This window comes from Nocardioides maradonensis (assembly GCF_054777115.1).
On the sequence record NZ_BAAHAZ010000003.1, the window covers coordinates 236,707 to 262,580 of the forward strand.

21 protein-coding genes are annotated in these 25,874 nt (G+C 71.0%); 2 read left to right on the forward strand and 19 right to left on the reverse strand.

All coding sequences use genetic code 11. From position 1 onward, the window contains the following. The 14 genes from ACYVAQ_RS04730 to ACYVAQ_RS04795 all read right to left on the reverse strand — a co-directional run bounded on the left by ACYVAQ_RS04730 (position 1) and on the right by ACYVAQ_RS04795 (position 18,300). On the reverse strand, positions 1–870 hold the full coding sequence (locus ACYVAQ_RS04730) for a 3-hydroxybutyryl-CoA dehydrogenase (RefSeq protein ID WP_460787319.1): 870 nt from the start codon (positions 868–870) through the stop codon (positions 1–3). Between the two features lie 90 nt (positions 871–960). Continuing rightward, entirely contained in the window at positions 961–2,151 is a 1,191-nt protein-coding gene (locus tag ACYVAQ_RS04735; RefSeq protein WP_460787320.1) for an acyl-CoA dehydrogenase family protein, read from the reverse strand. After that, positions 2,148–3,323, reverse strand: a complete 1,176-nt coding sequence (locus tag ACYVAQ_RS04740; RefSeq protein ID WP_460787321.1) for a CaiB/BaiF CoA transferase family protein — start codon at positions 3,321–3,323, stop codon at positions 2,148–2,150. The genes ACYVAQ_RS04735 and ACYVAQ_RS04740 overlap by 4 nt, the downstream gene beginning before the upstream one ends. After that, complete coding sequence (locus tag ACYVAQ_RS04745) at positions 3,320–4,804, reverse strand: aldehyde dehydrogenase family protein (RefSeq protein WP_460787322.1); 1,485 nt, start codon at positions 4,802–4,804, stop codon at positions 3,320–3,322. Before ACYVAQ_RS04745 ends, ACYVAQ_RS04740 begins: the two co-directional genes overlap by 4 nt. Beyond that, complete coding sequence (gabT, locus tag ACYVAQ_RS04750) at positions 4,801–6,135, reverse strand: 4-aminobutyrate--2-oxoglutarate transaminase (RefSeq protein WP_460787323.1); 1,335 nt, start codon at positions 6,133–6,135, stop codon at positions 4,801–4,803. Before gabT ends, ACYVAQ_RS04745 begins: the two co-directional genes overlap by 4 nt. A 196-nt stretch (positions 6,136–6,331) precedes the next feature. Further along, positions 6,332–7,801, reverse strand: a complete 1,470-nt coding sequence (locus tag ACYVAQ_RS04755; RefSeq protein WP_460787324.1) for an APC family permease — start codon at positions 7,799–7,801, stop codon at positions 6,332–6,334. Positions 7,802–8,003: 202 nt separating this feature from the next. After that, positions 8,004–9,239 carry a PucR family transcriptional regulator gene (locus tag ACYVAQ_RS04760; protein ID WP_460787325.1) on the reverse strand — a complete coding sequence of 412 codons (1,236 nt, stop codon included), beginning with the start codon at positions 9,237–9,239 and terminating at the stop codon, positions 8,004–8,006. Positions 9,240–9,283: 44 nt separating this feature from the next. Continuing rightward, positions 9,284–10,003 (reverse strand): DsbA family oxidoreductase, encoded by a 720-nt coding sequence (locus ACYVAQ_RS04765; RefSeq protein WP_460787326.1) that lies wholly within the window; start codon positions 10,001–10,003, stop codon positions 9,284–9,286. Next, positions 10,000–12,387 (reverse strand): xanthine dehydrogenase family protein molybdopterin-binding subunit, encoded by a 2,388-nt coding sequence (locus ACYVAQ_RS04770; protein ID WP_460787327.1) that lies wholly within the window; start codon positions 12,385–12,387, stop codon positions 10,000–10,002. Before ACYVAQ_RS04770 ends, ACYVAQ_RS04765 begins: the two co-directional genes overlap by 4 nt. Positions 12,388–12,525: 138 nt before the next feature. Next, a complete protein-coding gene (locus ACYVAQ_RS04775; protein WP_460787328.1) occupies positions 12,526–12,972 on the reverse strand; it encodes a TOBE domain-containing protein in 447 nt (148 codons plus the stop codon). 87 nt (positions 12,973–13,059) lie between these two features. Continuing rightward, positions 13,060–14,475, reverse strand: coding sequence for a tyrosine-type recombinase/integrase (locus ACYVAQ_RS04780; protein ID WP_460787329.1), 1,416 nt, complete (start codon positions 14,473–14,475; stop codon positions 13,060–13,062). Positions 14,476–14,681: 206 nt separating this feature from the next. Further along, complete coding sequence (mhpA, locus tag ACYVAQ_RS04785; RefSeq protein ID WP_460787330.1) at positions 14,682–16,217, reverse strand: bifunctional 3-(3-hydroxy-phenyl)propionate/3-hydroxycinnamic acid hydroxylase MhpA; 1,536 nt, start codon at positions 16,215–16,217, stop codon at positions 14,682–14,684. Beyond that, on the reverse strand, positions 16,214–17,170 hold the full coding sequence (locus tag ACYVAQ_RS04790; RefSeq protein WP_460787331.1) for a fumarylacetoacetate hydrolase family protein: 957 nt from the start codon (positions 17,168–17,170) through the stop codon (positions 16,214–16,216). The genes mhpA and ACYVAQ_RS04790 overlap by 4 nt, the downstream gene beginning before the upstream one ends. Next, positions 17,167–18,300 carry a VOC family protein gene (locus ACYVAQ_RS04795; RefSeq protein ID WP_460787332.1) on the reverse strand — a complete coding sequence of 378 codons (1,134 nt, stop codon included), beginning with the start codon at positions 18,298–18,300 and terminating at the stop codon, positions 17,167–17,169. The genes ACYVAQ_RS04790 and ACYVAQ_RS04795 overlap by 4 nt, the downstream gene beginning before the upstream one ends. A 126-nt stretch (positions 18,301–18,426) precedes the next feature. On the opposite strand from ACYVAQ_RS04795, the gene ACYVAQ_RS04800 reads away from it, so the two are divergent. Next, positions 18,427–19,092, forward strand: coding sequence for a TetR/AcrR family transcriptional regulator (locus tag ACYVAQ_RS04800; RefSeq protein WP_460787333.1), 666 nt, complete (start codon positions 18,427–18,429; stop codon positions 19,090–19,092). On the opposite strand, the gene ACYVAQ_RS04805 is transcribed toward ACYVAQ_RS04800, so the two are convergent. The 4 genes from ACYVAQ_RS04805 to ACYVAQ_RS04820 are packed head-to-tail and all read right to left on the reverse strand — an operon-like array spanning position 19,078 to position 20,892. Then, positions 19,078–19,281: a hypothetical protein gene (locus ACYVAQ_RS04805; RefSeq protein WP_460787334.1), complete on the reverse strand. Its 204-nt coding sequence runs from the start codon at positions 19,279–19,281 to the stop codon at positions 19,078–19,080. The two genes, ACYVAQ_RS04800 and ACYVAQ_RS04805, sit on opposite strands and share 15 nt — an antisense overlap. After that, positions 19,278–20,246 (reverse strand): EsaB/YukD family protein, encoded by a 969-nt coding sequence (locus ACYVAQ_RS04810; protein ID WP_460787335.1) that lies wholly within the window; start codon positions 20,244–20,246, stop codon positions 19,278–19,280. Before ACYVAQ_RS04810 ends, ACYVAQ_RS04805 begins: the two co-directional genes overlap by 4 nt. A gap of 9 nt (positions 20,247–20,255) precedes the next feature. After that, positions 20,256–20,555: a WXG100 family type VII secretion target gene (locus tag ACYVAQ_RS04815; RefSeq protein WP_460787336.1), complete on the reverse strand. Its 300-nt coding sequence runs from the start codon at positions 20,553–20,555 to the stop codon at positions 20,256–20,258. 10 nt (positions 20,556–20,565) lie between these two features. After that, positions 20,566–20,892 (reverse strand): WXG100 family type VII secretion target, encoded by a 327-nt coding sequence (locus ACYVAQ_RS04820; RefSeq protein WP_460787337.1) that lies wholly within the window; start codon positions 20,890–20,892, stop codon positions 20,566–20,568. A gap of 185 nt (positions 20,893–21,077) precedes the next feature. Here ACYVAQ_RS04820 and eccCb point away from each other — a divergent pair, with 185 nt between their 5' ends. Next, entirely contained in the window at positions 21,078–24,602 is a 3,525-nt protein-coding gene (eccCb, locus tag ACYVAQ_RS04825) for a type VII secretion protein EccCb (protein ID WP_460787338.1), read from the forward strand. On the opposite strand, the gene ACYVAQ_RS04830 is transcribed toward eccCb, so the two are convergent. Next, positions 24,572–25,855, reverse strand: coding sequence for a YibE/F family protein (locus tag ACYVAQ_RS04830; RefSeq protein ID WP_460787339.1), 1,284 nt, complete (start codon positions 25,853–25,855; stop codon positions 24,572–24,574). The genes eccCb and ACYVAQ_RS04830 overlap by 31 nt on opposite strands. Between the last annotated feature and the right edge of the window lie 19 nt (positions 25,856–25,874).

Consider the following 25,874-nt stretch of genomic DNA (forward strand, 5'->3'; position numbering starts at 1 on the left):
TCAGGCTCCCGGGGTCGTGTAGTCGAAGAACCCGCGTCCGGTCTTGCGTCCGAGCTGCTGTGCCTTGACCATCCGCAACAACAGCGCCGGCGGCGCGAAGTGCAGCTCCTTGAACTCCTCGTACATCGACTCCGCGATGGCGGCCGTCGTGTCGAGCCCGATCAGGTCCGCGAGCTCCAACGGGCCCATCGGGTGGGCACAGCCCAGCCGCATGCCCGCGTCGATGTCGTTGGCGGAGGCGAAGCCGGACTCGAGCATCCGGACCGCCGACAGCAGGTACGGGATCAGCAGCGCGTTGACCACGAAACCAGCGCGATCCTGCGAGGTGATCACCTGCTTGCCGAGCGCCGAGGTCACGAAGTCGGTCGCGATCTCGACCGTCTGCGGCGAGGTCTTGAGAGAGGTGACGATCTCGACCAACGGCAGGACAGGCACCGGGTTGAAGAAGTGGATCCCGACCACCTTGTCAGCCCGGCCGGTCGACATGGCGAGGTTGATGATCGGGATCGAGGAGGTGTTGGAGGCGAGGATCGCGTCCGGACCGACGATCGAGTCCAGCTGCGAGAACAGCGCGCTCTTCGCGGCCGGGTCCTCGACGACCGCCTCGACGACGAGGTCGCGGTCGTGCAGGTCGGCCAGGTTGCTGGTGAACCGGAGGTGTCCCAAGGCCCGTTCGTGCACCTCGTCGGTCAGCTTGCCCTTGCGCAACGCACGCGCCAGGGAGCCGGTGATCCTCGCCCGCGCCTGGTCGACCCGCGCGTCGTCGGTCTCGCACACGAGCACGTCGAGGCTCGCGCGGGCACACACCTCGGCGATGCCTGATCCCATCTGGCCGGCACCGACGACGGCGATCTTGCGGAGGGAGTTCATGGTCCTGTCCTGGTGGTGGAGGTGGAGATCCGCCGGCCGCGGCGGGAGTTTGCCAACGAGTGCGCCGCGGCCGGCGGAGCGAAGGGGCGGTCAGCGGAAGGCGGGCTGACCGGTCATGGCCTGACCGACCACGAGGGTGTGCATCTCGACGGTCCCCTCATAGGTGAGGACCGACTCGAGGTTGTTGGCGTGCCGGATGACCGGGTACTCCAACGAGATGCCGTTGGCTCCGAGGACGGTGCGGGCGGTGCGGCAGATTTCGATCGCCGTGCGGACGTTGTTGAGCTTGCCGAGCGAGACCTGCTCGGGCCGCAGCCGGCCGGCGTCCTTGCGGCGACCGAGGTGCAGCGCGAGGAGAACACCCTTGGTGTACTCCAGGTTCATCTCGACCAGCTTCTGCTGGGTCAGTTGGAAGGCGGAGATCGGCTTGCCGAACTGGACGCGGTTGTTGGCGTAGTCGAGCGCCACCTCCAACGAGGAACGAGCAGCGCCCATCGCCCCCCAGACGATGCCGTAGCGGGCCTCGTTGAGGCAGGACAGCGGGCCCTTGAGGCCGCGCACCTCGGGGAAGGCCACCGAGGAGGGCAGCCGGACGCCGTCGAGAACGATCTCACCGGTGACCGAGGCGCGCAACGACTGCTTGTGCTTGATCTCCGGGGCGCTGAAACCGGGGGTCGCGGTCGGCACGACGAAGCCCCGCACGCCCTCATCGGTCTGCGCCCACACGACGGCGACATCGGCGACCGAGGAGTTGGTGATCCACATCTTCCGCCCGTCGAGCACCCAGTCGGATCCGTCGCGGCGGGCCCGGGTCCGCATGCTGCCGGGGTCAGAACCGGCGTCGGGCTCGGTCAGGCCGAAGCAGCCGATGGCATCCCCCGTTGCCATCCGCGGCAGCCACTCGCTCTTCTGTTCCTCACTCCCCCAGCGGTGGATAGCGAACATCGCGAGTGAGCCCTGCACCGACACCAGCGAACGGATGCCGGAGTCGCTGGCCTCGAGCTCGAGGCAGGCGAGGCCGTAGTCGGTAGCCGACATACCCGCGCAGCCGTAGCCCTCCAGGTGCATGCCCAGCAGCCCGATCGAGCCGAGCTCCTTGGCCAGTCCGCGGATGTCGTCGATGGTGCCGCGCTCGAACCAGTCAGCGACGTAAGGGTCGATCCGGTCCGCACACAGCTGGCGGACCGTGGCTCGTACTGCCTTCTCGTCCTCGCTGAGCAGGTCGTCGATCCCGATCGGGTCGAGCGGCTCGAAGGGCGGGAGGGTGGTCGGGTGGCTCATCGTAGGTTCTCCTGGTCGTCCTGAGGGCTGCTCAACATGGTTCGTACGACGTCGTTGTGCTCGCCCAGACCGGGCGGCGCGGCGTAGGCGGTCACCGGGGTGGCCGAGAAGGTCAGAGGGCTGCGGACCTGCCGCGCCCGGCCCTCGCCGACATCGATCGTGGGCTCGAGACCGAGCTGTTCGGCGAGTGCGAAGCCGTCCGCGACAGTGCCGACCCGGCCGACCGGGAGGCCGGTGCCCGCGAGCCGCTCGACCCAGGTGTCGACCGTGTCGGCGGCGAGCACGTCCTCGAGCAGCCTGACGAGTGCAGCGCGATGCGCGACCCGGTCGCTGTTCGTGGCGAACCGCGGATCGTCGGCGAGCTCCGGGTGACCGACCGCCGAGGCGAGCCGGGCGAACTGCCCGTCGTTGCCGCAGCACACGGCCAGGTGACCGTCCTTGGCGCGCAACGTCTCGTAAGGCGCGATCGAGGGGTGCCGGTTGCCCATCGCGGTGGGCGTCACGCCGGTCGAGAGGTACGCCGATGCCTGGTTGGCCAGGGATCCGAGCAGGCTCGAGAGCAGGTTGACCTCGACGTGCTGTCCGATGCCCTGGGGGTCCTCGGTCCGGGCCCGCAGGGCGGCGAGGATCGCGACTGCGGCGTCCTTGGAGGTGAGCACGTCTACGAGCGCAACGCCGGCCTTGGTCGGCTCGTACGGTTGACCGGTGATGCTCATGAGGCCGCCGACGGCCTGCACCAGGAAGTCGTAGCCGGCCAGGTCGGCGCCCTGCCGGCTGCCGAAGCCTGTGATGGAGGCGTAGACGACGGCGGGGTTGCGGGCCGCGACGGCGTCGTACCCGAGGCCGTGCCGGTCAAGCGCGCCTGTCTTGAAGTTCTCGATCAGGATGTCGCACCGGGTCGCGAGCTCGTGGGCCACCGCGAGATCATCGGGATCGGAGAGATCGAGCTCAATCGACTTCTTGGACCGGTTCGCGCACTCGAAGTACGAGCTGGAGCCGCCCGTCGGCGTCTCGGTCCACGGCGGACCCCAGTGCCGGGTGTCGTCCCCGACACCCGGACGTTCGACCTTGATCACCTCGGCTCCGAGGTCGGCCAGCGTCGCGGCAGCGAGCGGACCGGCCAGCACCCGGCTGAAGTCCGCGACCAGCAGGCCCTCGAGCGGGAGGCTCATTGCCGTCGGCCGTTCACCCGGCGTCGCACAGACCACGGGTTGGCGGCCTGCGCCTCTGGCGGCAGCCAGCCGTCGTGAGTGGACTGGTAGGCCACCGGCCGGACGAAGCGGCCCAGAGCGGCCGCCCCGACCGACGTGGTCGCCGGGGCGGATGTCGAAGGCCAGGGCCCGCCGTGCTGCTGCGCCCAGGTGAACGCGACGCCGGTCGGCCACTCGTCGACCGCGACCCGACCGACCTTGCCGCTGAGCAGGCCGACGACCCGTGCGCCCTGGTCGTCCTCGGCGCCGCCGGTGAAGACGCTGGCGGCGAGCGAGGACTGGAGGCGGCCCACCGCGTGGGCGAGCTCCGCCTCACCGTCGTACTCACACACCAGGACCACAGCCCCGAAGGTCTCCTCCAGGAGCCGGCTACCGGAAACAAGCGCAGACACGGGTGCGGCGAGGACCGCCGCCGGCGCCGTCCACCCCTCGGGCCCGGCAGGCATCTCGCCCACGAGCTCGGCGCCAGCAGCGACCATGGCCGCGATGCCGCCGGAGACTCCCTTCGCGATCGCCTCGGTGAGCATGACGGGTGCCGGGGCGGCGTCATGCAATGCGCGGGCGACCGCCTCGGCGGCACCGGATCCGGCCGGCGCGAGCATCAGGCCGGGCTTGGTGCAGAACTGTCCGCTGCCCAGCGTGAAGGAGCCGACGAGGCCCTTCGCGACAGCCTCCATGTCGTCGGCTCCGGCGCTGGTCACGACGACGGGGTTGACTGTTCCCATCTCGGCGTAGACCGGGATGACGAGCTCGCGCTCGTTGGCGATCCGCCACAGCGCCAGGCCCCCGGCCTGCGACCCGGTGAACCCGACGGCGGTGACCTGCGGCGCCTTCACCAGGTCCACGCCGGTCTGGCGACCGCTGACGACGGCGTAGGTGCCGCGCGGCGCCCCGGCTGCGGCGAGCGCCTCGCCGGCGATCTCGGCCTGACGCATCGAGAGACCCACGTGGGCGGGATGGGCCTTCGCGACGACGGGGCACCCAGCGGCGAGAGCGGCAGCGGTGTCGTTGCCGAGCACGCTGAACGCGAAGGGGAAATTGCTCGCGCCGAAGACCGCGACCGGGCCGAGCGGCCGGTTGACTCGGACCAGGCCGGGCGACGTCGCCGTGGGCTCATCGACGGTGACGTCGAGGTAGGAACCCTCCGCCGCGACATCGGCGTAGAAGCGCAGCTGCCCGGCGGCCCGCGTCACCTCGCCGGTCAACCGCTCGAGACCGAGCGCGGTCTCCCGATCGGCAAGTCGAGCGAGCTCGTCACGGTGCAGCTCGAGCGCGTCGGCGACGGCGTACCACCAGGTACGACGTACGGCGGGGCTGGTCGCAGCGAGCGGACCGGCCGCCTCGGCGGCCGCCGCGAGCACGGACGTCAGCTGGGTAGTGCTCGTGTCCGCCACCGTGGCGACGACCGCGCCCGTGCGCGGGTCGAAGGACGTGGCACTCACCCGGCGCTCCTCACGGCGTCCTCGAGCACTCCGACAGCCTCGTCGAGCAGATCCATCGGGATGACCAGCGGCGGCAGCAACCGGATGACGTTGCCGAAAGTGCCGCACACCAGGGTCAGGACGCCCTCGCGGTGGCAGTGCTCGACGACCGCCTTCGCGATCTCCGGGGCCGGGTCCGTGGTGCCTGGGCGTACGAACTCCAGGGCGAGCATCGCGCCCCGACCACGGACGTCTCCCACCACCGAGTCCGGGCCGAGGAGCGCCTGCAGACGCGGGAGCACCCGCTCCTCGATCTCTCGGGCGCGGTCGACCAGGCCCTCGGTCTCGATGGCCTCGATGGCGCCGAGGGCAGCGGCACAGGCCACGGGGTTGCCGGCGTAGGTCCCGCCGAGCCCGCCGGGCGCGACCGCGTCCATGATCTCGGCGCGACCGGTGACGGCCGCGAGTGGCATGCCGCCCGCGAGTGCCTTGGCAGTCGTGATCAGATCTGGTACGACGCCCTCGTGCTCGCACGCGAACATGGCGCCCGTTCGAGCCAGGCCGGTCTGGATCTCGTCGGCGACGAAGACGATGCCGCTGTCGTTCGCGAACTCCTGCACGGCCTTGAGATAGCCGGCCGGCGGGACGATGAAGCCACCCTCGCCCTGGATCGGCTCGGCCACGATCGCGGCGACGTTGGTGACCCCGATCTGGGTCGTGATGATCTCCTTCAACGCGGCGAACGCCTCAGCACCTGCGTTCTCCGGGCCGGTCGGCCAGCGGTAGGGGTACGGCGACGGCACGCGGTAGACCTCCGGCGCGAACGGCCCGAAGCCCTCCTTGTACGGAACGTTCTTCGCCGTCATTGACATCGTCAGCAGCGTGCGGCCGTGGTACGCGTGACCGAGCACCACCACGGCCGGACGACCGGTGGCCGTGCGAGCGATCTTGATGGCGTTCTCGACCGCCTCCGACCCGGTGCTGAACAGCGCCGTCTTCTTGGCGTGGTCGCCCGGCGTCAACCGGTTCAGGGCCGCGGCGACGTCGACGAAGCCGTCGTACTCGGTGACCAGGAAGCAGGTGTGCGTGAACCGCTCCGCCTGCTCGGTGATCCGACGCGTGACCGCAGGGTGCGCAGCGCCCACGCTGGTGACGGCAATGCCGGACGCCATGTCGATGATGTGGTTGCCGTCGACGTCGACGAGCACGCCACCGCCAGCGCGCTCGATGAAGACCGGCATCGTGGTGCCGAGCCCGTTGGCCAGCTCGGTACGTCGCTGCTCCTGGAGCTTCTGCGACGCTGGGCCGGGAATGGCCGTCGCCAGGATGCGGCGCTGCTCGGGCAACGACATGTGCCTACCTCCATCAGGTTGTGATGGGACGAGGCTAGGAACGACGCTCCCCAACGTCTTTAGACGAATCCGACCAAATTGGCCGCTTGTTCAACGGAATGTTCAGTGCCTCCGCGCAGCCGACCGCCGCCCGGCACGACGACGGCCCTGCCACCGCCCGGGACAGGCGATGGCAGGGCCGAGAGGAGGCCTTGGATCAGACGGGCAGCTTGCGCGGCCCGCCGGTCGCGTCGAGTGCCAGACGCTCCTCATCGAGCGGCTCGTCCCCCGCGAAACGCCCACGGGTCGTCGCGCGCACGACGACGCCCGCGACCAGCCAGAACAGGCCGACGAGGACCGCGGCCCGGTAGGGGCTCGGCGGGAGCGGGAAGAACTGGGCCTTGATGGAGATGCCGATGATCAAGAACACCAGGACGGGCGCGACGATGCTCGTCACGTAGCTGGCCTTCGTCCGCAGGCCGACCACCACACCGGCCAGCGCGACGATCGGGTACACGAGCGCGATGAGCACGGCATCGACCGTGTACATCCAGCTGAACGAGGTGAGACCGCCCTCCGCGCTGCCACCCTTCCAGAGGTAGCTAGCGACATAGCCGAGCACGCAGATGACGGCGATCGCACCGAGCGCGATGTGCGGCGTCTTGTGCTCCCGATGCGTGCGACCCACGAAGGCCGGCAGGTGGCCGTCGCGCCCCCACTCGAAGATGAGCCGGGCGAGGTAGTTGGTGAACGCGAGAGCACCCGTGATGCCGGCGATCGCGACGATCGCCAGCAGGAACGAGCCGTACCAGGAAACGAAGTAGGTGTCGGAGAGCTCGCCCACGACGTCGGCACCCAGCAGTCCCCAGCCCGACGTCCCAGCGGTGCCGAGGCCGCTCGTCACGGCCAGCGAGGTCAGCAGGTAGAAGGCGACGACCAGCGCCATCGTGCCCATGATGGCCCGCGGGACCGTACGACGGGCGTCGTGTGCCTCTTCGGCCATGAACACCGCGCCCTCCGAGCCGGCGAGGCAGGTGACCGCGAGACCGACGGCGAGCAGCAACGTCTGGACCGAGACGCCGTGCAGCGAGAACGGGTTGAGCGAGGACCACGCGATGCCGTCCTTGCCACCCTGCGCGAGGACGACCAGGTCGAGCAGCACGATCGACGCGATGCCGAGCGCGGTGAGGACGAGCAGCAGCCGCGCCGAGATCTGCACTCCGAAGTAGGCCGCCATCATGACGAGAGGGGTGAGCACGATCGCCCACGGCACCCACGACGAGGACAGCCAGTGCTGGCTCGGCGCGACCGAGGCGAAGAAGTTCTGGGTGAGGAACGCCGACGAGATGAAGGTGGCCGGCGCGACGACCATGCCGATGCCCAGGTACAGCCAACCCACCAGGTAGCCGACATCGCGACCGAGGCCCTTGCGCGCGAAGCTGTAGAGGCCGCCGGCCGCGGATACGTGCCGGGACAGTCCCGCCATCACCAGACCGAAGGCGAACATCCCCACCGCCGCGATCACGAACGCCGCAGGGGTGGCCCCGCCGGCGATGCCCGCCACCACCGACCCCGTCAGCAGGATGGAGTACTCCGGGGCGACTCCACCCGCAGCGATGGCCACGAGTCCCGGTACGCCGAGGGCGCCCGCCTTCAGCTGTTCTTCCGCCTTGTCGGTGGTGCTCACGCCAGCTCCATTTCGCTCTGTGCCCTTCCATCCCGGCATCTCGACGACGCTTCGGATGGCGATGTGAGACGGGACACTAAGTCTGCGGCCACTCGGCTGCTTATGCGCAATACGACAAAAGTCGCGAGCCGGATGCGCGTCAATCCACAACACGACGACCGAGGCTCGAGCACGACAGGATCGAGCCGAACGCCGGTGAGGATCAGATGGCGTCGTTGCTCAGGTCGAGCGAGATGATCGGATCCTCAGCGTGATCCTCGCCCCCGCTGAGCGCCGACAGGATGTCGGCGAGGCGCAGCGCCACGGCGATCTCGTCGCGTCGAGCGTTGATCGACACTCCCAGGCGCTGCTCGATCGAGCGCAACCGGTAAGCGATCGTGCGCTCGTGCACGTGGATCTCGTTCGCCGCCGCGGCCGCGTTCTGCCCCGTCTTGAAGTAGGCCCGCAATGTCTCCCGGAGACGATCGTTGCGCGCGTCCTCCTCGTCGATGCCACGGAGCTCGCGAGCCACGAAGTCCTGCATCGCCTGACGGTCCCGCAGCACGAGTGCCTCGAGCGAGACCTCGTCGTACCGCACCACCTCGCGCGGCCGGATGCGATTGACCCGGTAGGCCTGCCATGCCTCGCGATGGCTGAGCCGGAAGCCTTCGAGCCCCGGAGCCACCTCGCCCAACGACAGGTACGTCTCGGGCAGCGCCTTGAAGCTCGCACCGCCCTCCTCGACGCGTCGCGCGAGGTTCGATCCACCCAGCCAGCCGAGGACCGTGCCGGACGTGCCGCTGACCGTGAGGTGCCGTGCCTCGAGCGCCTGTGCGATCGTGCGAATGTTCGCCTCCGGAGACCGGCCCCAGGCGACGACGGCGAGGTGCTCGGTGCGCAGGTTGTAGCCGAGCTGATCAGCGTCGGTCGGGACGCCGCGTAGGAGGTCGCTCACGATGGCGCGCCGGCGGCGGTCCTGGCTGCGGAAGAAGTAGGCGTTGTGCTCGGCCTGGTAGGTGCTGACCACTCCTTCGGTCACCCTGTCGTTCCACGCGTAGTGGAAGTCGGAGGCCTGGCGGAGGACGGCGATCCGGCGGGTGTCGTCCGGGACGAGGCGCATGGCCTCCTCGAGGATCGCGTTCCACACGATCGCCTGGCCGATGCGATAGGTCTTCAGCAGCGCGTGCAGATCGATACCCGCCTGTGCGACCACGCGCGCCTCCTGCAGTGCGGCGTCCGAGGCACGGTCAGGAAGACGTCGGCCCTCGGCCAGACCGTCCACGATGCTGGTGAGTGCCGAGACGATGCTGGGGCGCTCGGACTCGGAAAGGACGGGATCGTCCTTGCCGTGCGACTCGGGCACCTGCTCGCCGACCTCGCGCTCGATCTCGCGGACCAGGTCCGGGATACGGCGGCGGACGCCTTCAGCGACCGCTCTGAGGTCCTGCTCGATCGACACGAAGCCACTGTATTCCGAGTTCCGTCCCGCTGCTGGCTGCTCGGTCAGGACACAACCACCAGCTCGAGGAGACGCTCGGCCCACGCCTCGTCGTACGCGTCGAACCGCAGGAACCCTTCGCCCGGCGGAGCCGTCCAGTGGTAGAGCACGCCGGGGTTGTGCTCGGAGTACCGGTCGCCCAGCATGAGCTGGGGGCTGCCCTGGATGGGGAACTCTTTCGCGGTGTGCCACTGGCTGAAGACCTCGCCGATTCCCCCGCCGCGCTGGAGCGCGTCGTCGAGGGCGGTGACGTTCACGGAGCTGCAGCCGCTGGCGGCATCGAGGATCTCGGCGTGGATCGAGATGCACCGGCCGTCCTCGTAGAAGGCGCGCCGCAGGGCGGTGTCGAGCTCGGCGCTGGCACGCAGGCCTCCCACGGTCGGGTGCTTGGCCGCTTGGACGGCCGCCATCGCGGGCAGCGTGGTGACCGGGTACGCCGACAGGTCCGACGACCACGTGCGCCACCCCAGCGAGCGGGCCAGCGCCGCAATGGCGGCGATCTCCGGGTCGAGGATCCACCGCGGGGTGCCCCTCTTGTTGAACAGCTCCAGCGGGAAGGCGCGATGGTCGATCACCAGGTCGGCGTCCTTGTCCGCAGCCACCGTGCGCAGCGTGTGCAACGCGAGCGTCGCCCACGGGCAGCCGATGTCGGACCACACGGTGAGCACGCCCTGCTCCTGGCTGACCAGCCGCTCGTCGTCGAACGGATCTGCCGGTGCGTTCATCGTTCGCCCCGGTCGCCGACATGAACGAGTGCGCGCGAGTGCGCCCTGCGCCACATCGTCTCGGGAGTGACGGGAAGCTTGGCCACGACCACGCCGTCTGCCATCGCGTCATCGATCGCGCCGGCGATCGCAGCGCCTGCAGCGATCAGTCCGACCTCGCCCAGACCCTTCGCGCCGAATGGGTTGTTGGGCGTGGGAGCGTCCTCGGTCATGAAGAACTCCACGTCGGGCATCTCCTCGGCGCCGGGAAGCAGGTAGTCCATGAACGACGTCGCCATCGGCTGGCCGTTGTCGTCGTAGAGGAACTCCTCGTACAGCGCTCCCCCGATGCCCTGCACCGCCGCCCCGATCACCTGACCACGAGTCGTCATCGGGTTGATCGCCCGCCCGGCCTCGGTGGTCGTGTAGAACCGCCGCAACGTGTGACCTCCCGTGGTCGGATCGATCTCGATCTGCACCAACGTGACTCCGTACGGGTAGTTCATGTGGTTGTCGACGTACACCGACTGTGCGCCGAGGCCTGGCTCGTCGCCGGCCAGCCGTGCCGACCAGCCATCCCAACGTCCTGCGATCTCTCCCAGGCTCAGCGCGACGTCGCTGCCCACGACCGCGATCGAGCCGTCGCGGACCTCAAGGTCCTCGATGCTCGCCTCGAGCATGTCGGCGGCGAGCCGCTTGGCCTTGTCGATCGTCTCGAGCGCAGCCTGACGCGCGGCCCCTCCTGCAAGGACGGTGGATCGGCTCGACCACGAGCCGACGCCATCCGGGACGAGCTCGGTGTCACCGTGGATGACGTCGATCAGCTCGGGGGCGATCTGCAGCTCCTCGGCCACGATCTGGGCCAGGACCGTCTCGATGCCCTGCCCCACCGAGGAACCACCCGTGCGAACTCGGACCCTGCCGCTCGCGTCGACGTCGACCGCACCGGTCTCGTAGAGGCCGAGTCCGGCCTTGTCCATCAGGACGCCGATGCCGTTGCCGACCAGGCGTCCCTGGCTGCGGAGCTCGGCCGCATCCTTCTCCCACTGCTCGAAGTCGGCGTTGGCAAGAGCGGCGTCGAAGTGGTTCACCACGTCGCCGGAGTCGAAGTGGTACGGCTCGAAGCAGATGTCCATGCCCGGTACGAACGGCAGGTCCGCCGTCGACAGCAGGTTGCGGCGCCGGATCTCGACACGGGACATTCCCATCGCGTCAGCGGCTTCGTCGAGCAGTCGCTCGCGCGCGAAGGTGCCCTCGTAGCGCCCCGGGCCACGGTACGCCGAGAGCGGGGTCTTGTTGGACAGCACGGCGTGCAGCGTTCCGGCGTACGCCGGGACCCGGTAGGGCCCGGGAACCATACCCACGGTGATGTCGCTGACCAGCGGTTCCGCCTGGCGGAGGAAGGCGCCGTGGTTGTGCCAGATCTCGTCCTTGAGCGCCAGCAAGCGGCCTGCCTCGTCGAAGGCTGCCGACATCTCGTGCACCTGCTCACGGGCGTGCGCGGTGGCAACCATGTGCTCGAGCCGGTCCTCGCTCCACTTGACCGGACGTCCCAGTCTCAGCGCGGCCCAGCCCACCATGACGTACTCCGGGAAGACCCCGCCCTTGACACCGAAGTTGCCACCGATGTCGGCGTGCTTGAGCCGTACGTCGGTGACCGACAGACCCAGCACCTGGGCGAGGATCCGCTGACAGTCGTGCACGTGGACGGGGCCCCACACGAACAGCTGGTTGCGGCCCGGGTCGGGTTGAGCAACGCAGCCGCGCGGCTCCATCGGGACCCCTGAGTGGCGTCCGACGGCGTACCGACCCGAGATGACATGGGCAGCACCGGCGAAGGCGCCCTCGACGTCGCCGTACTCCTTGTCGATGCGCACCGCCTCGTTCCGCCGCCCTTCGAACAGCTGCGGAGCATCGGGCATGAGCGCGGCCTGCGGGTCGAGAACAGGAGGGAGCAGGTCGTACGAGACCTTCACGGCGGCGGCAGCGTCCTCGGCCAGGTACGGGCTGTCGGCGACGACCGCCGCGACGGGCTGGCCGACGTAGGTGACCTTCTCCCCCGCCAGGACCGGGTGCGCGAAGTCCTCGATCCACGGATACGCATCGTGGTACCCGATCTGCTCGAGCGGTACGACGGCCGACAGCTCCTCGGCCGTGATGACGAGTCGCACGCCCGGCATCCGGCGCGCCTCCTCCACGTCGACGCTGAGGACGCGGGCATGGGCCGCGCTCGAGCGCACCACTGCCAGGTGCAGCTGGTTGTGAAGGTCGACGTCGTGGACGAAGTGCGCGTCGCCCCGCAGGAGACGTCGGTCCTCCCGCCGCTTCACCGGCTGCCCGATGAAGCGTTTGGCTCCGCTGCCGAGGCCCCCCGAGGCACCGGGGGTACTGATGGCTCCGCTCACCTGCGTCCTCCTCCATTGGAAGTGGCAAGTATCGGCGGTTCAAAGCGGATGACCTTGCTGGTGTCATGCAAAAGACCGGTGGCCGGATTGGCGGAAAGTGCAGAGCAAACCTGACGCAACGAACGACGGTCGGCGTCCCTACCTCGTCACGACCGTGGCCCTCCCGTCAAGCTCCGCGAACGTGCATGGCGAGCCGTGTGATGCCGTCGAATCAGCGCGCATCGTGCGATCGACGACGACATTGGCGGACTTGACGACGGCGGTGGCACGCACTCCGGGCTCAAGCCCTAGCTCATCGGCCGTATGGCGACTCATCAGCGAGACAAGGCGGAAGTCACCACAGATCAACTCGACCCGTGCCGTGACCGCGTCGCGGTCGACCTGCACCACGACGCCATCGAGGCGGTTCTGTGAACTCGACCGGCTCGATCGCTGGTCAGCCCACGCGAGGAGCTGCGCGAGACTGTCAACGTGAAGCACACGCCACGTTCCTCGCCTCTCGAAGGTGACGTGCCCCTCGACCTCCCAGCGACGCAGCGTGTCGACGCTGACGCCTAAAGTCTGCGCTATCTCGCCGATCCTCATGTAGTCCGCGGTGTAACGACGTGACACGCGATCGATGCTGCACCGGACTGGGAACGAGACCATCAGCATGATCCGAAACGGGGTCGATCACGGAAGACCGGGAGCCCTCGAGGTGACGGCCGAGGCGATCCGAGACAGATCGGCGGCCATCCGCGCCTTCCGATCGTCCGTCGCACGGATGTACCGCAGGGCCGCCTCCGGCGTCGAGTCGCCGAGCCAAGCCTGAATCTCGCTGACCTGGTAGCCCAGCCGAGCGAGCTGTGTCGCGCCGGCCGCGCGGAGGTCATGCAGGTGAAGGTCGTCGCGTCCGATCACCGAGCGGGCGGCGTACCAGCCGTTCATCTGCGGCTGGAACTCATGCCTCTCACCTCTGTCCGGCGACTGCTTATTCGATCGCTGAGCGCTCGCGCAGTCCGAGGACTTCTTGCCGCAGGTCACGCACTTGAGCCGGCCGTTCCAGGTGTCGCGTGAGATCGGGTGCCCTGTGTTCATGTACGACGGGACCAGCAGCCCTTCGGGGCCCGTCATCACCGACTTCAGGTGCGCCCGCAGGGGCTCCAGAAGGTGCTCTGGAACGTGCTGGTCACGAACACCGGCGTCGCTCTTCGGCGTCTTGAAAGCCTGGGCGTGCGGGTCGTACGAGCGCCGGATCCGGATGACAGGCGGCTTCGCGGCCAGGTCGAGGTCCGATCGACGGAGCGCCTGGATCTCGCCGGCTCGCAGACCGCACCACGCGGCCAGCAGGACGACGATCCGCATCTCGGACGGAACGAGATCGGCGAGTTGTGCGACCTCGGCTGCCGTCGCGAAGGTGTGCCTCTTCGGAGTCGATCCGCTCCCGGCGCCGCGGATCGCGAACGGGGAGACGCGTCCGACGAGCGGTCCGTGAGCGCTCACGGCCGTCGACAGGATCGCGCTGCCGGTCGAGTACGTCTCGCGGCGTACCTTCTCGGAGTGTCCGGCGGTGAACAGGTCGTCGAAGAATACGTTCACCATCTGCGGCGTGATCTCGTCGAGGCGCAGCGCGCCGAACACCGGAAGCAGCCTCAGGTCCAGCTGGGTCCTGTGCTTGCGGATCGTCTCCGAGGCCAGTGGTCGACCCTTGACCCGCCGCTCGCGCAGCCAGATCTCGGCATAGTCGGCGAACAGTGGCGGCCGGTTGCGCTCAGCCTCCTCGGCCGCTGCGCGCTCCGCCGCGAGGCGAGCCTTCGGCGCCAGCCAGCTCCCGGGGTCCTCGACGTGCTTGCGCTCCGCGGCGAGCCAGGCAAGAGCGTCGATCTTCGCATCGAAGGTCGTCGGCGCGGCGACGATTTCTCCGGTCGGCCCGGTGTACCGCGCCTGGTGGCGGCCGGACGGCAGCCGGCGGATGCTGCCGAACCCGGACTTCTCGAAACGGTGGGCCACCGAGACCCCTCCCTCCATCTGGCACGTATCTGGCACAAGTGCAGATTTCGTGCCAGATACGTGCCAGATGACAGGGTAACTCCGTCCGCTCGCGACCACCCGAGCGCGCGCCAAATTACAGCGTATTAGCACGTCAAAGCGATTATTCGAACTGACATACCTGGACAGGTGTGGTCACGCTCAGACACCTCATATGGTCGGTTCGAATCCCCCCAGATCCGCCGATGCACCCCTCGTGGCTGACTCGCCGCGAGGGGTGTGGCATCTCCGGACCTGGCCGAGAGGTCTTTCGGTTCGACGTCGGGTCAGCGGGGCTCCGCCGCTTCTCTCTCCGCGCGGACCGCCCTCGTCAGGAACGGCGCCCGCCGCAGCACGTCGTCAACCGCTCCTGCGGCGAGCACGGTCCGGTCGGGGCGGACCAGTGCGGCCCGGTGCCGGCCGAGCCAGTCGGCGAGATCGGGCACCTCCTCGGTCGTGATCACCGCGATCCCGAGCGTGCGGAGCCGCTCGCCGGTCGAGCGGTCCGGCGCGGTGCGCACCACCAGTGCGAACCGGTGAACGACGGCGGCGTCGAAGCGATCGCCGGAGCTGAGCACCACGTTCGGGCACAAGGTGCCGGCGAGACCTCGACGCCCGGAGCGGCTGTTGACGGACGACGCGACGAGCGCCGGCGTGGCGCTGTCCATGACCCGGCCGCGTACGCCGGGCAGGTACTCGAGGAGGGGCACGAGGAACCCACGGAGCCGGTCACCGACGCGGCCACCGCTGGTCATGCATCGACCCACGGTGACCGCGAGCCTGATCATCGCCCGAGCATGTGGCTTCCGCTCGGTCTCGTAGGAGTCGAGCACGCTGGCGTCGAGCGTGCCGTCGACGACCGCGGCGATCTTCCACGCCAGGTTGGCCGCGTCCCGGACACCGGCGCCCATGCCCTGGCCGATGAACGGCGGCGTCAGATGAGCAGCGTCCCCGAGGAGGAAGACGCTGCCTCGTCGCCAGGTGTCCGCCAGCTGCGCGCGGAAGGTGTACTCGGCGACCCGGATGATGTCGAGGTCGTCGGTACGGGTCTCCCACGGGGCGAGGAGCGGGGCGAGCGCCTCGCGAGTCTGGAATCCCGATGCGCTCTCGTCGTCGAGGAGCTGGAACTCCCACCGGTGCCGGGTCTCGCCGATCCGCATGTAGGTGGCGGCGCGCCGGCTGTCGCACACCTGGTGGACGCCGTCCCAGTGGCCGAGGTCGCGCGGGGTCGCGATGTCGACGACGAGCCAACGTTGCTCGGGGAACCCGAGGTCCGCCATCGACGCACCGATGCACCGACGCGTCACGCTGTTGGCGCCGTCGCACCCGAGCACGAACCGGGGCCGTACGACGTCACTCCGGCCGGTGGTGCGGTCGACGTACTCGACCTCCACCCGGCCCGCCTCCTCCCGTACGTCGGTCACGTCGACCTGCCCGCGGAAGCTGATCAGGTCGAGGTCGCGCATCCGGGCGCGGAGCACCGCCTCGAGGGCCGGCTGGTCGAACATGTTGGCCTGCGGGTAGCCGTTCGCGGTCTCGGTCTCGGTGCGGACGAACTGCGCCAGGATGCGGTGCCCGGGTGACAACAGCCGGAGGCCGGCGCCCGGGACGGAGATGCCCGCGAACTCCTCGGCGACCCCGAGGCCGGCCAGGATCCGGTAGACCTCGTCGTCGAGGTGGACAGCACGGGGCTGGGGGAACACCTCCGACCAGCGGTCGAGGACCTGGGTGCGGACACCCGCTCGAGCCAGGAGGATGGCCGCGGTGACGCCGGTCGGTCCGGCTCCGACCACGACCACTTCGGGCGCGGCGCTCGCGGTCACTGGGCACCCGGGGTCGCGAAGCGGACGCGGGTGCGCTGGACGCCCAGGTCGATCGAGCGGTCGGCGGTCGCCACCGTCGCCTCGACGACGTCACCGTCCTTGAGGTACTTGGGGTTGGCGGCCTGACGCTTGAAGAACGCCTTCCACTTCACCTCCGCGGGCAGCAGGCTGCCGATGATCTCGATCGGCTTGGGCGGCGCGCTCAGCGCTGTCCCGACCGGGGTGCCGGTCAGCAGGAGGTCGCCGGCGTCCAGGCGCTGGAAGCCGGTGAGGTACCGCACGACCTCGAGCGGGCGGTAGACCATGTCGCCCTCGACGATGCTCTCCTGGCGTACCTCACCGTTCACGCGCAGCGTCAGTCGCAGATCGCCGAACCGTGCGAGCTCGTCCGCGTCGAGGAGCACCAGAGCCGGACCGACGGGCGTGAACGTCGGGTACGACTTGGACTCGAAGAACTGCATCTTCGGCAGCTGGAGGTCGCGCGCGCTGACGTCGTTGGTGACGACGAGACCGGCCACGAAGTCGGCGAGGTTGTCCTCGGTGATCTCGGTCCCGACCGGCACGGCCTTGCCGAAGACGAGCCCGATCTCGACCTCGTAGTCGAGCAGCTTCACGTGCGCCGGCTTGACGATGTCGTCGAAGGGACCGCAGATCGAGCCCGATGCCTTGCGGAAGAAGGTCATCGGGATGGTGTCGGGGTTCATCCCGGCGTCGGCGACGTGGGAGCGGAAGTTGGTCATCTGCGCGACCACGCGACACGGTGCCGTGACCGGGGAGACCAACGTGAGGTCGGCGATCGGCGTAGCGTCGGCGCCACTCGTCGCAGCCGCGTCGATGCTCGCGCGATCGGCCAGGAGGTCGGCCGTCGTGGCGGCTGCGGTGTCGATGCGGATCGCGCCGGCGGGCGTCTGCACCCACCAGGCGTCAGCGGTGCGGAGGACGGTCGTGCTCATGAGCGGGCCACCTTCAGCAGGCCGGCGAGGCGCCGGGGAGTGAACTCGTTGTCGTCCCGCAGGGCGGACACCATCGAGCCGAGCTCGAGGAAGGTGTCCAGGCGGTTGGGCTTGACGCCGAGGAAGTCGGCGGAGGCGGGCGGGCCCCACTGGGCCAGGCCCGAGGCGGTCATGGGCGACCAACCGGGCTCCAGGCTGGAGTCGAACAGGTCGCCGTCGGTGAAGTGCTCGACGAGTAAACCGTCGGGATCGCGCCAGTAGTCGAAGATCTGGCTCCCCTCGATGTGACGCCCGATCCCCCACGACCGGTCGTATCCCTGGTCGAGGAGGAACTCTCCACCGGCGGCGAGGGCGTCGAGGTCGCTCACCTGGTACGCCGAGTGCACGTACCGGTTCCGCGGACCCAGGGTGAGCGCCAGCGTGTGGTGGTCGACAGCCCTCGACCCCTGGTCGCAGCGGATGAAGCTCATGGTCGGGCCGGCTTCACGCTGGCCGTCGAAGTACTTGAAGTCGCTGACGATCAGGCCCAGGTGCTCCAGGTACCAGTCGAGGGTCTCGCGGTAGCGCGTCGACTGCAGCACGACGTGGCCGAGGCGCTCGACGACGGCGGGCGCCCGCGGCGGACGCTGCGTGGCGTTGGTGCGCTGCACGGTGCCACCCATGTTGTAGCGGTGCGCGTCCTGGAGCCCGAGCTCCGGCAGGCGATGGTTGTCGGCCGTGACGCGGACGCCGGCCCCGCTCGGGTCCTCCAGGTCGACGACCAGGCCCCCGATGCTGTCGGGGAGGTTGGTCACCCGAGTCCCGGTGGCGTCGGCCAGGCGCACGAGGTCCTTGGCATCTGCTGCCTGGAACGCGGCCCCGGCGAAGCGTGACCGCTGTCCCTTGCGGATGATCACGCAGGGAGAGCCTTCGAGCGCTCCGCGCAGCTGCAGCTCGTCGCCGGTCCGGGCGACGGTCGCGAAGCCGAAGGCATGGGCGAACTGCTCGGCGCGGTCCAGGTCGGGCTTCTCGAACTCCAGCCAGGCGAGGTCCGTGACCTTGATGACCGGGTTCTTGGCGCGCCCGGGGTGCTCTCCGGGCAGGGCGCCCTGCTCGCTGTGCAGGTCGTTGTGGGTGTGGTGGGTGGTCATCTGCCCTCGCTCAATCGTTCTTGATGGAATCGTCAACCACGAACGGACCGTCAGTCAAGACTTCTTGACGAATTCGTCAGAATTGGGAGTCGCTGGGTTAGAGTCGCGGCGATCAGGAGGTGTCCCATGTCCGAAGCGGTTGCCGCAGCGGCCCGGAAGCGGGGAGAGCGCCGCAAGGCGCAGACCCGGGCGGCGCTCGTGCGCGCGGCCCAGCAGCTGCTCGCCGAGAACCGCACCGACATCCCCATCCTCGAGATCACCGAGCTCGCGGATGTCGGGATGGGCTCCTTCTACAACCACTTCGAGACGAAGGAGGCGCTCTTCCAGGCCGCCGTCGAGGCCGCGCTCGAGGTCCATGGCGCCGTTCTGGACGCCTGGACCGAGGACCTGGACGACCCCGCCGAGGTGTTCGCCCGCAGCTACCGCCTGACCGGGCGTCTTCACCGGGTCGAGCCGCAGCTCAGCCGGGTCCTGCTGTCCTGCGGGACCGCGCTGATCACCTCCGAGCAGGGGCTGGGTCCGCGCGCGCTGCGCGACATCCGGCGAGGTTGCGAGAGCGGCAGGTTCACCGTGTCCGACCCGTACGCCGCCTACCTCGTCGCGGCCGGAGCCGCCCTCGCCCTCGGACAGGCGATCCACGACGACCCGGATCGGGACGACGCCGGGCTCACGGACCAGGTCACCGACGGGATCCTGCGGATGCTCGGCCTGTCGCCCGACGACGCCGCTGCCGTGTGCCGGGCCCCGCTCCCGGACGTGGCGGCGGTGCTGACCCCCTCACCTGCCGGGTAGGTACGCCGCCACCGCCGCGAGCCCGCTGAGTGCCGCACCCACCAGCAACAGACCGGCGATGACCGCACCGACCAGCACGCGACGGCCGGGGCGTGGCGGGGCCTGGGCGTCGGCACGCGCGGTCAGGAAGGCGGCCACCAGGCGGCGCCGGTGGAAGACCGCCGCGTCGACCAGGTCGCGGCTGCTCATCGCGCGACCGCCGTACGCAGCCAGGGGAGGAGCCCGGTCGCGGCGACGACCAGCGGGAGGAGCGCCACGACCGCGAGCGCCTCGAGGAGCTCCGCGGCCCTGGCGCGGCGGGCGGAGGCGGGTACGGCCAGTCCGGTGAGGAGGAGCGCACCGGTGGCCGCCGTCCCGGCCGTCGCTGCCGCGAGGGAGCGGGGCTGGTCGGTGGCGAGCGTCGCCGTGACCAGCACGGCGGCGAGGGCGGTGACGAGGGCCGCGAGGACCTCGGCTCCGCTGTGGTGACGCCGTGCCCGCAGCGCCAGCACGACGGCGGCGTCGACCACGAGCACCATCGCCCAGGGGCCGAGCTCGGCGGCGAGCGGGGCGATGGCGACGAGCAGCAGGCCGGTGCCGGCGACCATCCCCAGCAACAACCGGTGGGCCCTGCCGGCATCGGCGCGGGTGCGGTCGAGGTCGACCGGGCCCTCGCCGGCGGTACGGACGACGGTGGTCACCGCCCAGCGAGGGAAGGTGTCGCCGGCCAGCACCAGCAGCGCGGCCGCGGCGAGCAGGCAACGGGCGGGGACGGGCGCGACGGCGGCGAGCGGGTGGAGCGCGGCGCCGAGTGCGGTCGCGAGCAGCAGCGCACTCGCCACGAGCGCGGCCGGGCGTCGGGCGCCGGACGGCCAGGGAGCGACGTACTCCTCGACCGCCTCGGCCATCGCCTCGGCGGGGTCGTCGTGGATCCGCGGCGGCGGGAGGCGACCGGTCGTGAGCACGAGGACGCTGCCGTCGACGACGTCCTGCACGGCGAGGCTCTGGTCGGTCGCGAGCCGACGGCCGGTGACCGTCGCGATCGTGGCCGCGCCGGTCATCCCGAGCACCGCCGCGAGCTCGGGTACGAGCTCGGCGACGGGGACGGCCGCAGGCAGCGCGACGTCGACCCGGCGGGTGCCCGCCGCGACACTCACCCGCACCGCCGCGCCCATCGGCGCCGCTCAGAACTCGAACCGGGACGCGCCGCGGTTGTCGGCGGCGACGTAGTCCAGGTTGGCGGAGTAGACCGTGCGGTGGCTCTGGTCGAGCAGGTTGCGCATCTGCCGCATCGCGCCGTCCCACTGCGCCTTCGCCGTGCGGTAGGCCTCCTGCTGGGCACCGGCCCACTCGGAGCGCAGCGGCGCGAGGTCGGACTCCAGCCGGTCCAGCCGGTCGTCCATCCGCCCCACCGTGTCGTCCATGTCCGCCGCGGCACCGTCGAGCGCGGCGTGCTCGACCCGCAGGCCGTCGAGGTCGGTCATCGCCGCCTCCTCAGACCGTGCCGAGCTGGCCGGCGAGGCGGTGCATCGCGTCACCGGTCTGCTGGTCGACGCGCGTGTTGTCGTGCTCGGTGGCGAGGAGGGCCGCGTGGAAGCGGTCGAGCGCGCCGACGACGACCCGGTGCTGCTCCTGCCAGGCCCGGTGCAGCGCGAAGAAGGCGCTCGCGCCGTCTCCTCCCCATCGGCCGCGGATCGCGGCGATCTGCCCGTCGAGCCGCTGGCTCTGCCTCTCGAAGTCGATCTTCGCCTCGGTGACGAGGCCGGCGGCGCGGCTGAGCGCGCCGTGGGCCTGGCCGAGGACGGGTGCGGTGGATCCCATGGTTCATCCTTCCGGTCGGGGCACGCGGTGGGTGCCGGGGTACGTCGGCTACCCGGCTCGCGGCGGCGCGGAAACGGGCGCTGCCGGTTGTCCACAGGCGGCCACCGGTGGGCCCTGTGGAGAACGCTCGCCGTTGTCGGCGGGCGGTGCCAGGGTGGGCGTTCTCTTGGGGATTGGGACCGTCGATGACCGCCGCCAGCACGTCCGACCAGCTGCAGCTGGACGCTCCCCCGCGCCTGCCCGAGCGCGAGTCGGCGGGCGGGGCCGCGATGACCGTGCTTCCGATGCTGGCGAGCATCGGGTCGGTCGCGCTGTTCGCCGGGGCCGGCGGCCACAGCCTGCTGCGGTACGTCGCCGCAGGGTTCCTCCTGCTCACCACGGCGGTGGTCGTGGCGCTCCAGCTCGACCGGCAGCGGGTGACCCGCGCCCGGCGTACCGATGCGGCACGGACCGACTACCTGCGCCACCTCGCGCAGGCGCGGGGCCAGGTCCGGGACGCGGCCGATCAGCAGCGGGAGGAGCTGCTGCGCCACCACCCGCCACCCGACGACCTGGCGACGCTCGTGACGCTCGGGCGGGTGGAGCAGCGCGACCCCGACCATCCCTGGTTCCTCCGGGTGCGGTGGGGCGTCGGCGAGCAGCCGGTCGCGCTCGAGCCCGTGGCGCCCGACGAGCACCCCGAGGCGGACCCGGCGGCGGCCGCCCTGGCGCGGCGGCTAGCCCTGGCGCACCGGACCGGGCCGGATCTGCCGCTCACGCTCGACCTGCGCGAGGAGGCGCGCATCGACGTCCCCGGCCCGGGCGACGACGCCCGGGCGCGGGCCCGCGCGGTGGTGTGCTCGGCGGTCGCGGCCCATCCTCCCGACCACCTCGCGATCGCCGTCCTCGCCGCTCCCTCCGCCCTGGCCCGGTGGGACTGGGTGAAGTGGCTGCCGCACGCCGGCAGCCCGCTGCGCGGGGACGCGGTCGGTCCGGTGCGGCTGGTGCACCACGATCCCGGCGCGCTCGAGTCGCTGCTGCCGCCGCCGGGTGGTCCGCACCTGCTGGTCGTGGTCGACGGCGACGCCGAGACGTCTCCCCGCGAGGGGATGACGGTCCTGTCCGTCGGGCGCGCTGCCTCCGCGGCTGTCGAGGAAGGTGCCGACCGGTGCTCGATCGCGTCGGCGGAGGCACTCGCGCGGCGCTTGGCCGCGATCGCGCCGGACCGGGCGGATGCTCCCGGCGCGGTTCCCGATCTGGCGACCCTGCTGACGGCGCGGGCCTCGGAGGACCGGCTGTGCGTGCCGATCGGCGTCGGCGACGACGGCCCGGTCCTGCTGGATCTCGAGGAGTCCGCGCGCGGCGGCATGGGTCCGCACGGCCTGGTCATCGGCGCGACGGGCTCCGGCAAGTCGGAGCTGTTGCGGACCCTCGTGCTCGGGCTGGCCACCGCGCACCCGCCCGATCGGCTCACCCTCGTGCTCGTCGACTTCAAGGGCGGCGCGACCTTCGCCGGCCTGGCGGCCCTGCCGCACGTGTCCGGCGTGATCACCAACCTCGACGATGACCTCGCCCTGGTCGAGCGGATGCGGGACGCCCTGACCGGTGAGCTGGTACGCCGCCAGCAGCTGCTCCGCGACGGCGGCGGGTTCGCGTCGCGGCACGAGCACGAGCAGGCCCGGCTCGCCGGCGCCGACCTCGACCCGCTCCCCTCGCTGCTCGTCGTGATCGACGAGTTCTCCGAGCTGCTCGCCGCCGAGCCCGAGCTGATCGACCTGTTCGTGTCGATCGGCCGCTTGGGCCGGTCCCTCGGCATCCACCTGCTCCTCGCCTCGCAGCGGCTCGAGGAGGGGCGGCTGCGCGGGCTCGACTCGCACCTGTCGTACCGGATCGGCCTGCGCACGTTCAGCGCGCAGGAGTCACGTGCCGTCCTCGGCGTACCGGACGCGCACGAGTTGCCGGCCGTGCCGGGCGTCGGCTACCTGCGGTCCGACCCGACGACCCTGCGGCGGTTCACGGCGGCGTACGTCTCGAGGCCGGCCGCACCGGCCGGCCGGTCGCCCCGGGTGCTGCCCTTCACGCTGGGCGAGGTGCCGGTGTCCTCCGAACCGGCGCGGGCCACCACCGACGAGACCCAGCTCGACGTCGCCGTACGACGCCTGGCCCGGCACGGCCCGCGGGCCCGGCAGGTGTGGCTGCCGCCCCTGGAGGAGCCGGAGCGACTGGGGCGGCTCGTCGACGAGTCTGCGGCAGGGCGTCTCGTCCTGCCGGTCGGCGTGGTCGACCGGCCACGCGAGCAGCGCCGCGACCCGCTGCTCCTCGACCTGACCGAGGCCGGCGGGCACGTCGCGGTGGTGGGTGCTCCGCGCAGCGGCAAGAGCACGCTGCTGCAGACGCTCGTCACCGCCCTGGCCCTCGCGCACACACCACAGGAGGTGCAGGTCTACCTCCTCGACCTCGGCGGCGGGCTCGCGCCACTGACCGGCCTGCCGCACGTCGCCGGTGCGGCCGGACGCACGGAGCCCGAGGTCGTCCGTCGGGTCGTCGCCGAGCTCACCGCGCTCCTGGACCACCGCCAGGCCGCGGGCGGTTCGACCGGGGACGACCACGGAGAGGCGTTCCTCGTGGTCGACGGCTGGGGCACGCTGCGCGCCGACTTCGACGACCTCGAGCCCGGGCTGGCTCAACTGCAGGCACGCGGGCTGGCCTATGGCATCCACGTGGTCGCGAGCGCGCTGCGGTGGTCGGACTTCCGGGCCGCGAGCCGCGACCTGTTCGGCAGCAGGCTGGAGCTGCGGTTGGGCGACCCGATGGACTCCGAGATCGGCCGACGGGCGGCCGCGCGGGTTCCGGCGCGGCCGGGGCGCGGCCTCACGACCGAGGGGCTGCACTTCCTCTCGGCCCTGCCCGGCCGCGAGGGTGGCGGCCTGAGCGATCTCGTCGCCGACATCGCCGCGGCCTGGACCGGGCCGCCCGGACCGAAGCTGCGCCTGCTCCCCCGGCGGATCGCCCTGGACGCGATCGGGGACCCGCGCGCTCGTGGACGCGAGGTCGTCGTCGGCGTCGACGAAGCCGCGCTCGCACCGGTGATGCTGGACCTCGACGCCGACCCGCACCTGCTCGTCCTGGGCGATCGCGGATCGGGGCGGACCGCCGTGCTGCGCGCACTCTGCCGCGAGGTCGTCCGCAGCCGCGGCCCCGACCAGGCGCGCCTGCTGCTCGTCGATCCCCGCCGGTCGCTGCTCGGCGAGGTGCCACCCGAGCACCTCCTCGGGCACGTCACCGGAGGCGTGGCAGCCGAGCGGGCGCTGGCCGACCTGGCGGTGTACCTCACCCGGCGGCTGCCCGGGCCGGAGGTCGACGCGGCCCGGCTCCGCACGAAGTCGTGGTGGGAGGGCGCCGAGGTGTTCGTGGTCGTCGACGACCACGACCTGGTCGCCGACGGCGTGCTGGCACCATTGCAGCCGCTGCTCGCCCAGGCCGCGGACGTCGGGCTGCACCTGATGCTGAGTCGACGCACGGGCGGCGCTGCCCGGGCGCTCTATGACCCGGTGCTACGCACGCTCCTGGACCTGGGACACCCGGGTCTGCTGCTGTCCGGAGACCCCGAGGAGGGTCCGTTGATCGGCGGGCTCCGGCCGGTGCGGGCGGTGCCGGGCCGGGCGCGGCTGGTCAGCCGCGACGGGCCGCCGACCGGGCTTCAGCTGGGCTGGACGGAGCCCTCGTCGTGAGTGGCCGGCATGCCCGCGATCCGCCGGCCGGCCGGCTGCCGCACCCCCGGCGACACCAGCAGGGCGGCGAGCGCCGTCGTGACCGGCACCGCCAGGACCAGGCCGATCGCGCTGGCGAGCGTGCGCACGACCTCCTCCGCGAGCTGCTCGTGGGAGAGCAGGCGGGTGATCGGCAGACCGTAGACCTGCAGCAGGAGCAGTCCGATCACGGCGGTCCCCACGTAGGCGAACACGATCGTGTAGATGGTCGAGGCGATGTGGTCGCGACCGATCCGCATCGCGCTGGTGAAGATCGTCCGCCGCGAGGCGTTCGGGGTGGCGGCGCGGAGCTCCCACACCGCCGACGCCTGGGTGATGGTGACGTCGTTGAGCACGCCCAGGCCCGCGATGACGACCGCAGCCGATAGCAGCGCGCGGAAGTCGAGCGAGGGGCTGAGCGTCTGCAGGGTCGAGCCGCCCTCGTCGGCGATCCCGGTGAGGTGGGCGCTGCTCATCGCCCACGCCCCGATGCCCGCGGTCAGCGCGATCCCGAGCAGCGTGCCGGCCAGCGCCGCGCTGGTGCGCAGCGAGAGGCCGTGGGTCGTGTAGAGCACCACGAACATGATCGCGGCCGCGCCGACGAGGGCAACCCCGGCGCCGGGCGCGCCGTCGTACAGGGCCGGGAGGAGGAACCACCAGACCACGGCACCGCCGAACGCGAGCCCGACCAGGGCGAGCAGGCCACGCAGCCGGGCCACGGCGAGCACCACCAGCACGAAGACCAGCGCCAACCAGAGCAACGTCCCGCCTCGCAGCGTCGCGAAGTACGCGTACGTCGGCGGCGAGCCGTCGCCACCGGGTGTGCGGATCAGCTCGACGCGGTCGCCCGTGGCCAGCCCGGACGTGATGACCTCCGGGGGCACCGTCACGTCGATCGGTCCCTGCCCCGCGCCGAGGTCGACCGACAGCGTCCCGCAGGGCGGGGTGGTCTTCGGGGCAGGGGTGCCGCCGGTCGGGCACAGCGGACCGACCGTCTCCACCGTGGCGTGCGGGAACGTGACCCCGGGGGCGGCGAAGAGCACGCCCGCCTGGCCTGCGGACGCCTGGTCGACCTTGACGCTGTGGCTCGGCCACCACACCACCAGGCCGGCGATCGTCCCGAGCAGCGCCAGCGCCAGACCACCGAGGAGCAGCCACCGCGGCAGGGTGTCCACCCGTACCGATGCGTCGACGCTGCGTACCGCTCGGTGGCCGTGCCCGTGACCGTGACCCACACGAGCAGGGTAGTGGCGG

What these genes read in the sequence shown, in the direction of transcription:
- ACYVAQ_RS04805 (WP_460787334.1), bottom strand. Translation starts at nt 19,281, where the DNA reads ATGAGCAGCCGCGACCTGGTCGACGCGGCGGTCTTCCACCGGCGCCGC.
- gabT (WP_460787323.1), bottom strand. Translation starts at nt 6,135, where the DNA reads ATGTCGTTGCCCGAGCAGCGCCGCATCCTGGCGACGGCCATTCCCGGC.
- ACYVAQ_RS04775 (WP_460787328.1), bottom strand. Translation starts at nt 12,972, where the DNA reads ATGAGGATCGGCGAGATAGCGCAGACTTTAGGCGTCAGCGTCGACACG.
- eccCb (WP_460787338.1), top strand. Translation starts at nt 21,078, where the DNA reads ATGACCGCCGCCAGCACGTCCGACCAGCTGCAGCTGGACGCTCCCCCG.
- ACYVAQ_RS04730 (WP_460787319.1), bottom strand. Translation starts at nt 870, where the DNA reads ATGAACTCCCTCCGCAAGATCGCCGTCGTCGGTGCCGGCCAGATGGGA.
- ACYVAQ_RS04800 (WP_460787333.1), top strand. Translation starts at nt 18,427, where the DNA reads ATGTCCGAAGCGGTTGCCGCAGCGGCCCGGAAGCGGGGAGAGCGCCGC.
- ACYVAQ_RS04740 (WP_460787321.1), bottom strand. Translation starts at nt 3,323, where the DNA reads ATGAGCCTCCCGCTCGAGGGCCTGCTGGTCGCGGACTTCAGCCGGGTG.
- ACYVAQ_RS04815 (WP_460787336.1), bottom strand. Translation starts at nt 20,555, where the DNA reads ATGACCGACCTCGACGGCCTGCGGGTCGAGCACGCCGCGCTCGACGGT.
- ACYVAQ_RS04735 (WP_460787320.1), bottom strand. Translation starts at nt 2,151, where the DNA reads ATGAGCCACCCGACCACCCTCCCGCCCTTCGAGCCGCTCGACCCGATC.
- ACYVAQ_RS04795 (WP_460787332.1), bottom strand. Translation starts at nt 18,300, where the DNA reads ATGACCACCCACCACACCCACAACGACCTGCACAGCGAGCAGGGCGCC.
- ACYVAQ_RS04765 (WP_460787326.1), bottom strand. Translation starts at nt 10,003, where the DNA reads ATGAACGCACCGGCAGATCCGTTCGACGACGAGCGGCTGGTCAGCCAG.
- ACYVAQ_RS04820 (WP_460787337.1), bottom strand. Translation starts at nt 20,892, where the DNA reads ATGGGATCCACCGCACCCGTCCTCGGCCAGGCCCACGGCGCGCTCAGC.
- ACYVAQ_RS04790 (WP_460787331.1), bottom strand. Translation starts at nt 17,170, where the DNA reads ATGAGCACGACCGTCCTCCGCACCGCTGACGCCTGGTGGGTGCAGACG.
- ACYVAQ_RS04810 (WP_460787335.1), bottom strand. Translation starts at nt 20,246, where the DNA reads ATGGGCGCGGCGGTGCGGGTGAGTGTCGCGGCGGGCACCCGCCGGGTC.